Raw genomic sequence first — 15705 nt, forward strand, 5'->3', positions numbered from 1 at the left:
CATGGGAACACCAACCCGTCGGATGACTGTGGCGCAGGCCGTGGTCGAGTTCCTTTCCAAGCAGTACACCGTGGATTCCATCGGTGGCCAGGACTACCGCGAGCGCCTTATTCCAGGGACCTTCGGTATTTTTGGGCACGGCAATGTTGCCGGCGTAGGACAGGCCTTGAAGCAGTACCAGGCTGCCGATCCGACCATCATGCCGTATTACCAGGGCCGCAATGAGCAGGCCCAGGTGCACCAAGCCGTGGGTTACGCCCGGCACACCCGTCGCCGTCAGACGTTCGCCATCAGCACCTCCATCGGTCCGGGTTCATCGAATCTGCTGACCGGTGCGGCGTTGGCCACCACTAACCGCCTGCCGGTGCTGCTGCTGCCCAGTGACACCTTCGCCACGCGCGCTGCCGACCCAGTGCTGCAGCAGCTGGAACTGCCCTACGCGTACGACATCACTGTCAACGATGCTTTCCGGCCGCTGTCCAAGTTCTTTGACCGGGTCTCAAGGCCGGAACAACTGTTTTCCGCGTTCCACCACGGTCTGCGGGTTCTCACGGACCCGGCCGAGACTGGTGCTGTGACAATTTCCCTGCCGCAGGATGTCCAGGCCGAGGCTTTCGACGTCCCGGAAGAGTTTCTGTCCGAGCGTGAATGGCGGATCCGCCGGCCCGAAGCCGATGACGACGATATCCGCCGTGCTGCGCAGGCCATCCGCGCCGCCAAGCGCCCGCTGATCATCGCCGGCGGTGGTGTCCTCTACGCCTACGCCAACCAGGAACTGGCAAAGTTTGCTGAGCTGACCGGCATTCCGGTGGGCAATACGCAGGCAGGCGTCGGTGTGTTGCCATGGGACGACGCGTTCTCCCTCGGTGCCATTGGATCAACGGGAACGACGGCGGCCAACGCCATTGCGGCCGAAGCGGATCTGATCATCGGCATCGGCACGCGCTACGAGGATTTCACCACTGCGTCCCGGACAGCGTTCCAGAACCCGGACGTGAAGTTCGTGAACATCAACGTTGCCCCAATCGACGCCTACAAGCATGGCACCACGTTGCCGATTGTCGCGGACGCCCGGAAGGCCCTGGTGAAGCTGAACCAGGCCTTGGGCGGCTACCGCGTGGGTGCTGACCTTGAACAGAAGGTAGCGGCGGAGAAGAAGCGTTGGGACGGAATCGTGGACGAGGCCTTCGAGACCCGTTACACGCCGCTTCCGGCCCAGAACGAGATCATCGGTGCCACCAACAAGGCCATGGATGACCACGACGTTGTCATCTGTGCCGCCGGCTCCCTGCCTGGTGACCTGCACAAGATGTGGCGCGTCCGTGACCCGTTTGGCTACCACGTGGAATACGCCTACTCCTGCATGGGTTACGAAATTCCCGGTGGCCTGGGGGTCAAGCGCGCAGCCTTGGCCGAAGCCGCTGCCGGTGGCCCTGATCGGGACGTGGTGGTCATGGTGGGGGACGGCTCCTACCTCATGATGCATACCGAGCTGGTCACCGCCGTCGCCGAACGCATCAAACTGATCGTTGTCCTTATTCAGAACCACGGCTACGCCTCCATCGGGTCGTTGTCCGAGTCCCTGGGCTCCCAGCGCTTCGGCACGCAGTACCGCGTCCTGGATAAGGAACGGCACAGTTTCGACGCCGGCGAGAACCTTCCCATCGATCTCGCCACCAACGCGGAATCCCTGGGTGCGAAAGTTATCCGGATCGAACCAGGGGAGCACGTCATTGACGCGCTCGGCGCCGCCATCAAGGAAGCCAAGGCAGCCCCGGAGTCAGGCCCGATCGTCATCCATATCGAGTCTGATCCTCTGCTGGACGCCCCGAGCTCCGAGTCCTGGTGGGACGTTCCCGTTTCGCAGGTCTCAGACCTTGAATCCACCCAACGGGCTTACGAGACCTACACCGACCACAAGAGCCGCCAGCGCAAGCTGCTCGGCTGATTACCGCTCACACTTCAAAGCCACAGACCAAAGGAAGTCCGCACATGTCGACGACGACCATACTGACCACCATCCACCACTTCATCAACGGCGCTGAAACTACCGGCGAAGGGGACCGCACCCAACCGGTCTACAACCCGGCCACCGGCCAGGTTTCCGCTGAACTGCGCCTGGCCAACGAAGCCGATTTGAACGCCACCGTTGCCGCAGCCAAGAAGGCTGCCGGGTCCTGGGGCGACATTTCCCTGGCCAAGCGCACCGGTGTGTTGTTCAAGTTCCGTGAACTCGTCGCCGCGCACGTGGACGAACTGGCCGAGCTGATCACCGCCGAGCACGGCAAGGTCCTCTCCGACGCGAAGGGTGAGATCGGCCGTGGGCTGGAAGTCATCGAGTTCGCTTGCGGCATCCCGCAGCTGCTCAAGGGCGATTACTCGGACCAGGTTTCCACGGGCATCGATGTCTTCTCATTCCGCGAACCCTTGGGCGTCGTGGCCGGCATCACCCCGTTCAACTTCCCGGTGATGGTGCCGTTGTGGATGGCACCGATGGCCATCGCCACCGGCAATGCGTTCATCCTCAAGCCTTCCGAGCGTGACCCGTCTGCCCCGATGCTTCTGGCCAAGCTCTGGAAGCAGGCCGGCCTGCCTGATGGCGTGTTCCAGGTCCTGCACGGCGGCAAGGAAACCGTCGACGGGCTGCTGACCCACCCCGACGTGGACGGCATCTCCTTTGTTGGTTCCACCCCGATCGCCCAATACGTCCACGAAACCGCCACCAAGCACGGCAAGCGCGTCCAAGCACTGGGCGGTGCGAAGAACCACGCGATCGTGATGCCCGACGCCGACCTCGACAACGCCGCGGACCACCTCGCCGCCGCCGCTTTCGGGTCCGCCGGTGAGCGCTGCATGGCGATTTCCGTCGCCGTCGCCGTGGGGGATGCCGCCGACCTGATCGTGAAAAAGGTCGAAGAACGCGCCCTGGCCGTGAAGGTCAAGAACGGCACCGAACCCGACGCCGAGATGGGCCCGGTCATCACCCCGGCTTCCAAGGAACGCATCGTCAAGATCGTCACCGAAGCCGAAACAGCCGGTGCGGCCATGGTGGTGGACGGACGCGACCTGGTGGTCCCCGGCCACGAAGAGGGCTTCTGGGTGGGCCCCACCGTGATAGACCACGTCAGCACCGAAATGACCGCCTACACCGAGGAGATCTTCGGACCTGTCCTGGTGGTGGTCCGTGTCGAAGACCTCGAGGCCGGCATCAAGCTGATCAACTCCAACCCGTACGGCAACGGCACAGCGATCTTTACCTCGTCCGGCGCGAACGCACGGAAGTTCCAGCGTTCGGTGACAGTGGGCATGGTGGGCATCAACGTGCCCCTGCCCGTCCCGGTGGCCTACCACTCCTTCGGTGGCTGGAAGAATTCCCTCTTCGGTGACAAGCACATCTACGGCCCCGAGGGCGTGTCCTTCTACACACGTGGCAAGGTCATCACCTCACGCTGGCCCGAACCCACCCACGCCTCCGGCGCCTCCTACAACTTCCCCTCCAACTAGTCCCTGTCGCCAGAGAAAGACAACGCTGTCATGACTGATGTTGAGAACAAGCTGATAATCGGCACTGCCCCCGATTCCTGGGGTGTGTGGTTTGCCGATGACCCGCGGCAGACTCCTTGGGAACGGTTCCTGGATGAGGTTGCCGAGTCCGGCTACAAGTGGATTGAACTGGGCCCATACGGCTACTTGCCCAACAACCCCACACGTTTGGCCGAGGAACTGAAGCAGCGGGACCTGAAGGTCACTGCAGGAACGGTGTTTACCGCCTTCCACCGCGGAGCGAAGCAGTATGACGAGGCCTGGGAGCCGGCCCGCAAGGTGGCCGAACTGACGGCAGCCATGGGCGGCGAACACATCGTGGTCATTCCAGCGATGTGGCGCGACGACGTGACCGGGGAAGCCGTTGAAAACGGTGAACTGGCCGACGAACAGTGGGCAGATCTCTTCGCGGGCCATAACCGGATGGGCAAAGTCCTGTTGGAGGACTTCGGCCTGCACCAGCAGTTCCACTCACACGCAGACTCGCATGTGGGCGCGCAAAAGGACATTGAAACGCTGCTGGCCGCCACCGATCCGCAGTACCTGAACCTCTGCCTTGACACGGGGCACGCTGAGTATTGCGGCGCTTCCAGCCTTGAGCTCATCAAGAACTACCCGGACCGTATTGGTTACCTGCACCTCAAACAGATCAACCCCGAGGTTCTTGCCGAGGTTAACGAGAAGAACATGACCTGGGCCGCAGCCAACTTGGCAGGAGTCATGACCGAGCCGCCGCACGGTCTTCCGGATTTGCGGGCCGTCATAGAAGCGGTGGAAGCGCTCAACCGGCCCATTTTTGGCATCGTGGAACAGGACATGTATCCCGTAGCGTTCGACGTTCCGATGCCCATCGCCAAGCGAACCCGCAATTACCTGTTGTCCTGCGGCTCCCGCACCAGGGTCCAGTAGCCCTTCCCCGCAACAGCTCCCCAGAAGAACCTCACGAAGGACAAATACAGTGACACAGATTCTCCGCGTTGCCGTTATCGGCGCAGGCCGCATGGGTGCGGACCACATCAAGCGCCTCAGGACCCGCATCCACGGCGCTGAAGTAGCCGCCGTCGTCGACGTTGACCTGGCACGTGCGCAAGCCGCAATTGAAGGTATAGATGGCGCCGTGGCCCTGGCCAGCGCTGATGAGGCGCTGAACAACGGCGACGTGAACGCCGTCCTGATCGCCACCCCGGGTTTCCTCCACGAGGAAATCCTCTACAAAGCACTGGAAAAGGACTTCCCGATTCTGTGCGAGAAGCCGCTGACGCCCGATGCCGACAGCGCCTGGAAAGTGGTCCAGGCCGAGCAGACGCTGGGCCACAAACGCATCCAAGTAGGCTTCATGCGCCGCTTCGACGCTGAGTACTCGGCATTGGGTGCAATCATCCGCAACAGCGAATTGGGGGAGCTGTTGATGTTGCACCACCAGCACCGAAACCCGACCACGCCTGAGGGTTTTACCAACGAGATGCTGATCAACGACTCTGTGGTCCACGAGTTCGACGCGATCCGCTACTTCACCGGTGAGGAAATCACCTCCGTGCAAGTCCGCTTGGGGAAGCCCACGCGCAGCGCCCCGAACGGCCAGCACGACCCCCAGCACGTCCTGCTGGAAACCGAGTCCGGGGTGTTGGCCGACGTCGAAATCTACGTCAACGCCAAGTTCGGCTACCAGGTGGCCACGCAGGCGTCCTTCGAGGACGGCATCGTGAGCATCGGAGGGGACAACGGCCCGTACGTCCAGACCGCGGGCAAATGGGGCGGGAACGTCACCCCAGGCTTTGAAGAACGGTTCGGCGCGGCGTACGACGTCGAGGTGCAGGCTTGGGTGGACGCCGCCCTTCGCGGCGAAATCGGCGGACCCACGGCCTGGGACGGCTACGCCACCGCAGCGTGCTGCGAGGCCGGCGTCGAGGCCCAGAAGTCCGGCGACAAGGTCAAGGTTCAGTTGAACACCAAGCCGGATCTCTACAAGTAGGGGACTGACCATGAAGATCGCACTTGACCCCACACCGTTCCACCACAGTCACAGCCTGCTGGAGTTCCCGCGCGTGGCGGCAGACCTCGGCTACAAGTACCTTCAGATGACCCCCCACGCGGACCTCATCCCCTTCTTCAACCACCCGAAGGCCGACGATGAACTCGTGGCGAAGCTCAAGGGTGCCTGCAAGGATGCCGGAGTGGAAATTGCCTCCGTCCTGCCGGTCCTGCGCTGGTCCGGTCCGGATGAGGATGCCCGTGAAGCAGCCGTCCGTTACTGGAAGCGCGCCATTCAGATCGCGGTGGATCTGGGCGTCCAGACCATGAATACGGAATTCAGTGGCCGACCGGAGAAAGCAGAGGAATCCGAGCGGGCTTTCTATCGCTCCATGGAAGAGCTGCTGCCGATCATCGAACGCGAAGGTATGGACGTCCTGATCGATCCGCACCCGGACGACTTCGTGGAAGACGGACTCGCTGCCTTGCGTGTCATTCGCGGCATCAACTCTCCGAACATTGGCATGGTCTACGTTGCCTCGCATACCTTCCACATGGGCAACTCGCCGTTGGAGATCATGCGGGCCGCGGGCGACAAGCTTCGACTGGTCCATGTCTCCGACACCATGAACCACCACGCCTCGCACGGCCTGCGGTACATCACCAATCCGCCAGGCAATGCTGTCCGCGTCCATCAGCACCTTAAGATCGGCGACGGTGACGTGAACTGGGACGAGTTCTTTGGCGGTTTGCAGGAGATCGGCTTCCTGGACAAGGAGAACACCGTGATGGTGTCATCCGTGTTTGCCGAAGACGACAACGCTGAAGAGGTGTCGCGCTACCAGCTCAAGACGATGACCGACTACGTCGCCCGGACAAAGTAGGGACAGGTAACGAGAAAAGGTACCTATGACCAAGTCTCCGTCCATCGAGACCACAACAGGCCAGCCTGCTGTTCGTCCGCAAGCCTCAGGGAAGACCGGCAAGCAGGCCGACCCCAAGAAATTCCTCCGCAAGGTTGCGTTGTTCTCCACCTTCGGCGGGCTGCTGTTCGGCTATGACACCGGTGTGATCAATGGTGCTTTGCCGTTCATGCAGAAGGACCTTGGCTTGACGCCGTTGACCGAAGGCCTTGTCACGTCGACGCTTCTGTTCGGCGCCGCCTTCGGCGCGATCAGTGCGGGCCGGCTGTCCGACCGCTTCGGTCGTCGCAAGACGATCATGGCCTTGGCCCTGATCTTCGCCGTTGCGACCATTGGCTGTTCCTTGGCGCCGACCACCGGGCTCCTTGTCCTTGCCCGCACTGTCCTGGGCCTAGCCGTCGGCGGTGCCTCGGTGATCGTTCCCGTGTACCTGGCTGAAATGTCGCCCGCCGCCCAGCGCGGCAGGATCGTCACTCAGAACGAACTCATGATCGTCACTGGACAGTTCCTGGCTTTCACCTTCAACGCCGTCCTGGGCAACCTCTTTCCGGAAGAGATGCACGTTTGGCGCTGGATGCTGGTGATTGCCACGGTTCCCGCAGTGATTCTGTGGTTCGGCATGCTGGTGCTGCCCGAGAGTCCTCGCTGGCTGGCGTCAGCCGGACGTTTCGGAGAGGTCCTGGAGGTGCTGCGATCGACCCGTAATGCGGGGGCCGTCGGCGTCGAGTTCGATGAGGTACGTCAGGCGGCCAGGGAGGACTACCAGTCCAAACTCGGAACGTTCAAGGACCTTACTGTGCCATGGATTCGCCGGATCTTTGTGGTGGGTCTCGGCATGGCAGTCATCAACCAGATCAGCGGCGTCAACGCCATCATGTATTACGGCACCACCATCTTGTCGTCCTCAGGCTTTGGGGATCAAGGTGCCCTTGTTGCCAATGTTCTCAACGGCCTCACATCCGTAGCAGCCGTCATAGTGGGCATGTACCTGATGACACGCGTGCCCCGGAAGCCCATGCTCATTGTGGGTTTGATCGGCACGGCGTCTTCCTTGACGGCCATCGCCCTCATTTCGCTGGCCCTGCCGGAAAGCGCGCTGCGGGGGTATCTGGTGTTGGTATTCATGGTGACATTTCTTGCCTCCATGCAAGGATGCATCGGCACTGTCACGTGGCTCACCATGTCCGAGATCTTTCCGATGCACGTTCGTGGGATTGGCATGGGCATCTGCGTCTTCGTTCTGTGGATGATCAACTTCCTTATCGGGTTCTTCTTCCCTCAGATGGTTGCCTGGATGGGAGTGTCAGGGACGTTCTTCATTTTTGTAGCCCTGCAGCTGTGCGCCATTGTTTGGGTGAAGCGAGCTGTCCCTGAGACCAAGGGCAAATCACTCGAAGAGCTGGAATCCTTGTTCAAGCGGGGCGCAGGGGTCCAGCAGCGCACGGGGGCCACCTCCTAAAGGGAACTGCCCCCATAGTGGGCCAGATGAACGCTAAAACGCCCGATGCCGGACGGCATCGGGCGCTTTTGCGCGTGTGATGAGGACTCGTCAGAGCGCCACCACCACGTTCTCCAGCGCGCTTCGGCGGGCGGCGTCCAGAACCTCCAGGGTTCTGATACCTTCCGACGACGGCACCGGCTCTGCGCCCTCGCCACGGACAGCCCGCGCGAACTCGGTGTAGAAGCCTGTGTAGTCCCCTTGGGCCGAGGGTACGGCTTCGCGGTGGTCCTTCCGGGAGAGGGTTCCCCAGTATTCCGGTGCATCAATGCCCCAACTCTCCCGTTCCGCAACCGGCCGCCGCCCTGCCATCAGGGCATTGGCCTGAACGTCGGAACCCGCGGCAATGTAGCTGCCCTCGCTGCCGTAGGCGCGCAGCTCCCTGGTGGTGGAGTGGTTGAGCTTACTGGCAGAAACTGTGGAGACAACGCCGGAAGCGTGGGTCATGGTGACAAAGAATCCACAGTCCGTGCGTTCGCCAAATCGTTCCGTCCAATCCAAGCTCGCATGTACATGTGTCACTGGCCCCAGGAGCCACAGCATCTGGTCAACCAGGTGGGTGCCAAGGTCACGCAAGAGTCCGCCGGCAGCACCAACTTCCAAACTGCCCGCGTCGTCCTGGTCCATGATCGAGTGCACCCGCCAGAGCTCGCCTACCCCTCCCGCGTTCAGCACCTGGGCCAGGGTCAGTATGTCGGCGTCACGGCGGCGGTTGTGGAAGACGTTCAGGACAACGCCGGCCTTGTGGGCGGCCTCCGCCAGCTGGCCTGCGGCAGCTGCCGTTGGTGCAAAAGGCTTGTCAGCCACAACATGCACTCCTGCCGTGATGGCTTCCATCACAAGGTCATACCGTGTGTGGGGCGGGGTGGTGATGGTCACGGCGTCCACCCCTGCTGCAATCAACTCGCCCAGGCTTGGATAGGTGGGCATGCCGGGGAAGTCCGATTCCACCGCTGCTTGTGTCGACTCAGAACGAGCCACGACGCCAACCAGCTCCATGCCTTCGGCTGCTTCAATGAACGGAGCATGGAAGTATCTCCCGCCGGCTCCATATCCAACAATTCCAATGCGCATTCTATGAACCTTCCTGTTGCTCTGTGGGTACAACGATGGGGACGACGCCTGGGCGCCGTCCCCATCCGGATCCGGAAAGTGAAACGTCAGGCCGTTGGGTTCAAAGAGGCGGCCAGTGCCTCATCAGCGTCCAGTAGCACCTGGGCCGCTACCTGCAAACCTTCGATGCGTCCCAAGGAGACGTCCTCATGTTCGATGTTGACCAGCATGCCTGGATCGACGTCGTGAAGCGCACGCAGGAATTCGGTCCAGAATGCGGTATCGTGGCCGCGTCCCAAAGCCACGAAGTCCCATGCAGAGTTCTTCGGCCACTCATTGGCCCATTCATCGCCGCCAAGGTTTGTCCGGTTTTCCTCCGGCGACAAGCGGCGGAAGCTGTTGTCCAACACGCCGTAGAGGGCGGCATTTGCGGTGTTGACGCGGACATCCTTTGCAGCTGCTTGGAACACCAGCGGGCCGAGTTCGCGAACCACAGCTACCGGATCCATTTGCTGCCAGAACAAGTGCGAAGCGTCCAGTTCAACGCCCACATGTGTAGCGCCGGTCAGTTCGATGAGCTTGTGGACGTCGGCTGTGTTGAAGACGATGTTCTGCGGGTGCAGTTCCAAGGCCACCTTGACGTCGTGGTCTGCGGCGAGGCGGTCCGTTTCCTTCCAAAAGTCAGTAGCTATTCCCCATTGGTAGTCGAGCACGTCAAGTGCAGCCGAGTTCCAAGCGTTGACAACCCAGTTGACGGTGGTGGCGCCCGGCTCGCTTCCGGGCAAGCCGGACATCGTGACCACGCGGTTCTGGCCCAGCCTGTGAGCCAGGCGAATGGAGCGGCGAATGTCTTCGGCGTGCTTCTCACCGATTTCGCGTTTGGGGTGCAGGGGGTTGCCGTTGCAGTTCAGGCCGGCAATCGAAACACCTGTGCCTTCGAAGATCGCCAGATAGTCGTCGCGGGCCGCATCGCTTTCCAGAATCTGGTTGAAGGTGGGCACATGCACTGCTGGCAGGAAGCCTCCAGTGTTGATCTCAATTCCTGTCAGGCCCAGATCAGCAATGACCTTCAGTGCCTCCGGCAGTGGCCGGTCATGCAGGATCGCGTTATAGGCGCCAAGTTTCACAGGGTGACCTTCTTTCCGTCGCCCAAGGCCGATTCAGTGACCGCGCCAAGGAGTTCCATGTTCCGGACGCCTTCGTCGAAGGTGGCGCAGCGGGGCAGGGAATCCGCTTCGCTCAAGCCGGCGACCTCTTCGAGGAACGCCCTGGCCTGGTAGCCGAACGCGTCGTTCTGGCCGAAGCCCACCTCCGGTGCATCCATGGCCAATCCGCCAGTGATGTAAGGGTGGCCAGGCCCGAGGATGACTTGTCGGTAGCCGTTTGCCGTCCCTGAGCCGTCATTGAGGAAGAGTTGGATCTCCGAGGGGCGGCGCTGGTCGAACTTGGCCGCCCCGTTTTCGCAGAAGACCTCGAACTGGAGGCTGTTGGCATGCCCGGCTGCAACACGGGAGACCTCGAAACTGCCGGCGCCGTTCTCGAATTCGGCCGAAAAGGCCGCGTAGTCATCGTTCTCGACGGCTTCGAAGGTGTCGCTCACAGCGGCATGGTCATGTCCCATGACGGCTCCGAGTGGCACGGGTCGCTTTCCGATGACTGTGCTCAGCCGCCCACCGTTGATTGACTTGATATCGCCGCAGAGGAACTCGGATACGTAGGCGAGGTGGCTTCCAACGTCGGCCAAAGCCCCGGAGCCCGGCCCGCCCTTATAGCGCCAGCTCATGGGCGCCGACGGGCTGAATCCATAGTCTGTCCAGTAGCGGCCACTGAAATGAAGGACATTGCCCAGGACGCCTGTGCGGATGAGATCGCGAATGTAGGCGATGCCGGGGGTGCGGCGGAAGGTGAAGCCGATGCGCGCGATGGACGCGGCGTTGCGGGCGGCCTCAGCCATGGCACGGGCATCGTCCAAAGAATCACTCAGAGGCTTCTCACACAGGACGTGCTTGCCGGCCGCCAACAGGCCTTCCACTACTTCGCGATGGAGCGAATTCGCAATCACCACGCTGACGACGTCAATATCGTCGGCTTCTGCGATGGCCTGCCACGAGGTGTCGTGGCGCGAGTAGCCAAACCGCCGGGCTGCGAGAGAGCCGAACTCAGCGTTGACGTCACCAATGGAAACCAACCGGATCCCAGGTAGGACCGGACTGTAGAGGGTAGATGCTGTGCGGTAGGCCGCCGCGTGGGCCTTTCCGGCCATACCTGCGCCGATGACCGCGACGCCAAGGCTTTCAGCCATGATTTCTCCTTTGAAAATCTGCCGCGGCGGGAACACTCAGCGGCATTTTGTAGCGCTACAATTTTGTATGCTGGATTTGAGCGTAGTCATGTCTATATGTCCTGTCAATCATTCTCCAAAGGCTGATCGGGCTGATGGGGGGTCTCTTCGGTGAACTCTGGAACCCACCAAGCCCGGCGCCCAACAATCTATGACGTAGCCAAGCTGGCCGGCGTCTCCCCATCGCTTGTCTCGCTGGTGTTGCAAAAGCCGGAACGGGTCAGTGACAAGCGGCGCGAGGCCGTCCGTGCCGCGATCGCGGAGCTGGGGTACCGTCCCAGTCGGGCGGCGACGACGCTCGCGAGCAGTCGGACCAAAAGCATTGGGCTCGTCATTGACGACTACCGGAACCTTTGGTTTGTTGACCTGCTTCGAGGGATGGAATCGGTGCTGACCGAGCAGGGGTACCAGGTCACGCTGGCGGATTCCCGGCCCGGGCAGAACCGCATCAAGGAAGCGGCCGATGGCTTGCTTGCCATGCATGTTGAGGGGTTGGTCATTGCGGCGGAGCCCGGTGATGCGACCGTGTGGGGTGCTGGTGTTCCTGTGATCGTAGCGGGCTGGCGCAACGGCGTTCCTGGCGATGCCGACCTCATTACCAACGACGACGACGCCGGAGGTGCGATGGTCGCGGACCACCTGTTGAGCCTGGGTCACCAAAAGATCGGTCATCTTTCGGGTTCCGGTGGTGCGGCTGCCCATCGCAGGGCAGGTTTTGAGGCCCGGCTCCGTCAAGCGGGGGCCTGCCCGTACATCGTGGGGGAGGAGGGGGGTACTTCGGAGGAAGACGGGTACGCCTCGGCCTCTTGGCTGCTGGATCACCATCCGGACATCACGGCGATTTTCGCGGCCAATGACACGATGGCGCTGGGCGCTTTTGGGGCCCTCAAGGCCCGCGGCCTGGCCGTGCCTGCTGACGTCTCGGTGATCGGCTACGACAATTCATCCTTGGCGAAGTCCCGCTACCTTGAACTCACCTCGGTGGACAATCGAAGTGACGTCGTGGGGGCGGACGTGGCAAGTGCGTTGCTTGCCCGGATCCGGGGCGTCATCAGCGGCTCCCAGCGGATGCTGATTGATCCGGTTGTGGTCGTTCGGGCTACAACGGCGCCTGCTCGTGAGGGGCACCCCGAGATCCTCAAGTAAAAACATACTAATGTCAGGACAAAGTATTGACATTCGTGAGCTGCATCACCATGATCTAGGTAGACGGTGCTCCTGAGGCTGCAAAGTGGCAGCCCGGACCTGGGATCAAAGGAGATTATGGTGGCGGGTTTTTCATGGCGTAAAACGATGGTGGTAGCGGCGGTAGTTCCAATCGTTGCCCTGAGCGCATGTTCGAGCACGGGTGGCAGGGCACCGGAAGCTGCCGCCGGTGGCGGGGGAGGCCAAGTAGCCACGACGGAGCGTATGAAGATCGCGCTGATCGCGCACGCTCCCGCCGGAGACACGTTCTGGGACACTGTGCGGAAAGGGGCTGAGGAGGCTGCGGCCAAGGACAATGTCGAATTGCTGTACACCTCGGATCCGGAGGCGGGCCGGCAGGCTCAGCTGATCGAGCAGGCAGTGGATCAGAAGGTGGATGGCATTGCCGTGACGTTGGCTACGCCGGATGCTCTTAAGGATGCGCTCAAGAAGGCAGCTGACGCAGGCATTCCTATTGTCAGCTTCAATGCCGGCGAAGCGGCTTCCGCCCAGCTTGGCGCCTTTACACACTTCGGTTCCAACGAGAAACTTGCCGGCGAGGCGGTGGGAGCCAGGCTCGCAGAGGGTGGCTACAAACACCCTGTGTGCGTGATCCAGGCCCAAGGGCACGTGGGGCTCGAAGCCCGGTGCGCCGGTGTGAAGGCAAAGGTGCCGGGAACCGAAATCCTCTATGTCAACGGGGCGGACATGACGTCTGTGGAGTCCACGGCAACCGCAAAACTGCAGGCGTCGAAGGACGCTGATGTGATCATCGGCCTGGGCGCCCCCATCACGCTGACACTACTGAAGTCAGTAGCCACCGCGGGGAGTTCGGCCAAGGTCGCCAGCTTTGACCTCAACAAGGAACTTGCCCAGAAGGTTGCCGACGGCAGCGTGCTGTTCACGGTTGACCAGCAGCCTTGGCTCCAAGGCTATGGTGCCGTGGATGCCCTGTGGCAGAACAAGCGGGGCGGATTCAAGGTTGGTGGCGGACAGTCAGTCCTGACAGGCCCGGCCATCGTTGATCAATCGAATGCGGCCGAAGTCCTGAAGTTTGCCGAACAGGGTATCCGCTAACAGCCCGCTGGTCGGGCTGGCGGATGCCAGCCCGACGGCAAGGAGAATCATCATGACCATTATTCAAACCAAGATCACCTCACCTGCTGGAGATGAACGGGTTGCGCGGCGAAGCGCACTGCAGAAGCTCCTTGGCCGTCCCGAGGTAGGAGCCCTCGTCGGCGCAATCGTCCTTTTCATCTTCTTTGCGTTGGTGTCCCCGACGTTTACCCAGCCCAATGCCTTGGCCACCGTTCTGTACGGCAGTTCGACCATCGGGATCATGGCAGTTGGGGTGTCACTGCTGATGATCGGCGGCGAGTTCGACCTCTCCACTGGTGTGGCTGTTATTTCATCAGCGCTCACGGCCTCAATGTTCAGTTGGTACTTCACCACCAACGTCTGGGTTGGAGTCATCCTCGCTTTGCTGGTTTCCTTGGCCATCGGTTTCATCAACGGATGGATCCTCATGAAGACCAAGCTCCCCAGCTTCATTGTCACTCTGGCTACGTTCCTGATGTTGACCGGGCTGAACCTGGGCCTCACCCGGCTTATCGGAGGATCTGTCTCCTCGCCCTCCATCTCCACCATGGATGGTTTCGACACCGCTCGTGGAGTCTTCGCGTCGTCGGTAAACATCGCAGGGATCGACGTCAAGATCACAGTGTTTATCTGGATCGGACTGGTTGCCGTAGCCACGTGGGTGCTCATGCGGACCCGGGTGGGGAACTGGATATTCGCAGTCGGCGGGGACGCGAATGCCGCCCGCGCTGTCGGCGTCCCGGTTAAAGCGACCAAGATCGGGCTGTTCATGGGTGTGGGCTTCTGTGGCTGGATCTTGGGAATGCATAACCTGTTCGCGTTCGACACCGTGCAGTCCGGCGAGGGCGTGGGCAACGAATTCCTCTACATCATCGCCGCTGTTATCGGCGGTTGCCTCCTGACCGGCGGTTACGGGTCGGCGGTGGGCGGTGCCATTGGAGCGTTCATCTTCGGCATGGCGAACAAGGGCATTGTCTACGCGCAGTGGAACCCGGATTGGTTCAAGTTCTTCCTGGGCCTGATGCTGCTGCTGGCCACCATTGTCAATCTCATCGTCAAGCGTCGCGCGGAACTCAAGTAAGGGGCACGGGAAATGAATGCCAAAGCGATCGACCAGGAAACGTTGCTCCAGAATGAACGCGACCCACTCACGCATACTCCCGTCCACCTGCTCTCCTTGGAGGGAGTGGGCAAGCACTACGGCAACATCATCGCGTTGAGCGATGTCACCATGGCCGTGGACAACGGCCGGGTCACGTGTGTGCTGGGCGATAACGGTGCCGGTAAGTCCACCTTGATCAAGATCATTGCCGGCCTGCACCAACACGACGCCGGCGTGCTGAACATTATGGGGGAGGAGCGAAAGTTCGGGTCCCCTCGCGAGGCCTTGGATGCCGGGATTGCCACCGTGTACCAAGACCTTGCAGTGGTGCCCTTGATGCCTATCTGGCGTAACTTCTTCCTTGGCTCGGAGCTCACCAAAGGCTTTGGTCCGTTCAAGAGCATGGACGTCGAAAACATGAAGGCCATCACGCTCAAGGAACTTGCCGATATGGGCATCGACTTGCGGGATGTCGAGCAACCGATTGGCCAGCTGTCCGGCGGCGAGCGCCAGTGCGTGGCCATCGCCCGCGCAGTGTATTTCGGTGCGAAAGTGTTGATCCTGGACGAACCCACGGCTGCCCTCGGCGTGAAGCAATCCGGTGTGGTCCTGCGCTACATTCTGCAGGCACGGGATCGTGGACTGGGGGTCATCTTCATCACTCACAACCCTCACCACGCTTTCCCTGTCGGCGATCGGTTCTTGTTGCTCAAGCGTGGCAAGTCCATTGGCTATTACGACATGAAGGACATCACGCTGGACGAACTCACCGCGCAAATGGCAGGTGGCGCCGAGCTCGCGGAACTTGCCCATGAACTGGAGCAACTGGGTGGTCATGGTGACGTGGTGAAAGAAGTTAAGGCCGAGGTAGCCGATGTCGCGGACGGCGTTCACGCCAGCGGTCCCAAACACAGCTGACGAAGACGTGTGGCGGGGTGCTCCGGATATTCCACTGGAGCACCCTGTCCGTGTGCGCGCAGCATGTGCAAAA

13 protein-coding genes are annotated in these 15705 nt (G+C 61.3%); 10 read left to right on the forward strand and 3 right to left on the reverse strand.

From position 1 onward, the window contains the following. Position 1: 1 nt before the first annotated feature. The 6 genes from iolD to BLW08_RS07045 are packed head-to-tail and all read left to right on the forward strand — an operon-like array spanning position 2 to position 7896. Entirely contained in the window at positions 2-1948 is a 1947-nt protein-coding gene (iolD, locus tag BLW08_RS07020; RefSeq protein WP_175538607.1) for a 3D-(3,5/4)-trihydroxycyclohexane-1,2-dione acylhydrolase (decyclizing), read from the forward strand. Between the two features lie 44 nt (positions 1949-1992). Beyond that, positions 1993-3504, forward strand: coding sequence for a CoA-acylating methylmalonate-semialdehyde dehydrogenase (locus BLW08_RS07025; protein ID WP_091324085.1), 1512 nt, complete (start codon positions 1993-1995; stop codon positions 3502-3504). A gap of 30 nt (positions 3505-3534) precedes the next feature. After that, positions 3535-4452, forward strand: a complete 918-nt coding sequence (locus tag BLW08_RS07030) for a sugar phosphate isomerase/epimerase family protein (RefSeq protein ID WP_091324087.1) — start codon at positions 3535-3537, stop codon at positions 4450-4452. A gap of 49 nt (positions 4453-4501) precedes the next feature. Continuing rightward, positions 4502-5515 (forward strand): Gfo/Idh/MocA family protein, encoded by a 1014-nt coding sequence (locus tag BLW08_RS07035; RefSeq protein ID WP_090821534.1) that lies wholly within the window; start codon positions 4502-4504, stop codon positions 5513-5515. 10 nt (positions 5516-5525) lie between these two features. Further along, positions 5526-6398: a sugar phosphate isomerase/epimerase family protein gene (locus BLW08_RS07040; protein WP_090821532.1), complete on the forward strand. Its 873-nt coding sequence runs from the start codon at positions 5526-5528 to the stop codon at positions 6396-6398. Positions 6399-6423: 25 nt separating this feature from the next. Then, positions 6424-7896 carry a sugar porter family MFS transporter gene (locus BLW08_RS07045; protein WP_090821530.1) on the forward strand — a complete coding sequence of 491 codons (1473 nt, stop codon included), beginning with the start codon at positions 6424-6426 and terminating at the stop codon, positions 7894-7896. Positions 7897-7986: 90 nt separating this feature from the next. Here the strand turns inward: BLW08_RS07045 and BLW08_RS07050 are convergent, their stop codons facing one another. The 3 genes from BLW08_RS07050 to BLW08_RS07060 form a co-directional block, all read right to left on the reverse strand. Continuing rightward, positions 7987-9009 carry a Gfo/Idh/MocA family oxidoreductase gene (locus BLW08_RS07050; RefSeq protein ID WP_091324089.1) on the reverse strand — a complete coding sequence of 341 codons (1023 nt, stop codon included), beginning with the start codon at positions 9007-9009 and terminating at the stop codon, positions 7987-7989. An 86-nt stretch (positions 9010-9095) separates the two neighbouring features. After that, a complete protein-coding gene (locus tag BLW08_RS07055; protein WP_091324090.1) occupies positions 9096-10115 on the reverse strand; it encodes a sugar phosphate isomerase/epimerase family protein in 1020 nt (339 codons plus the stop codon). Continuing rightward, complete coding sequence (locus BLW08_RS07060) at positions 10112-11290, reverse strand: Gfo/Idh/MocA family protein (RefSeq protein ID WP_090821525.1); 1179 nt, start codon at positions 11288-11290, stop codon at positions 10112-10114. The genes BLW08_RS07055 and BLW08_RS07060 overlap by 4 nt, the downstream gene beginning before the upstream one ends. A gap of 150 nt (positions 11291-11440) precedes the next feature. On the opposite strand from BLW08_RS07060, the gene BLW08_RS07065 reads away from it, so the two are divergent. From BLW08_RS07065 to BLW08_RS07080, 4 genes are all read left to right on the forward strand, one after another. Then, positions 11441-12475, forward strand: a complete 1035-nt coding sequence (locus tag BLW08_RS07065) for a LacI family DNA-binding transcriptional regulator (RefSeq protein WP_091324092.1) — start codon at positions 11441-11443, stop codon at positions 12473-12475. 120 nt (positions 12476-12595) lie between these two features. Beyond that, a complete protein-coding gene (locus tag BLW08_RS07070) occupies positions 12596-13591 on the forward strand; it encodes a substrate-binding domain-containing protein (RefSeq protein ID WP_090821773.1) in 996 nt (331 codons plus the stop codon). A 52-nt stretch (positions 13592-13643) separates the two neighbouring features. Beyond that, positions 13644-14693: an ABC transporter permease gene (locus BLW08_RS07075; protein ID WP_091324093.1), complete on the forward strand. Its 1050-nt coding sequence runs from the start codon at positions 13644-13646 to the stop codon at positions 14691-14693. Positions 14694-14705: 12 nt separating this feature from the next. Continuing rightward, complete coding sequence (locus BLW08_RS07080) at positions 14706-15632, forward strand: ATP-binding cassette domain-containing protein (RefSeq protein WP_091324095.1); 927 nt, start codon at positions 14706-14708, stop codon at positions 15630-15632. The last annotated feature ends 73 nt before the right edge of the window (positions 15633-15705 follow it).

This window comes from Arthrobacter sp. cf158, from assembly GCF_900106835.1.
Taxonomy (GTDB): Bacteria; Actinomycetota; Actinomycetes; order Actinomycetales; family Micrococcaceae; genus Arthrobacter.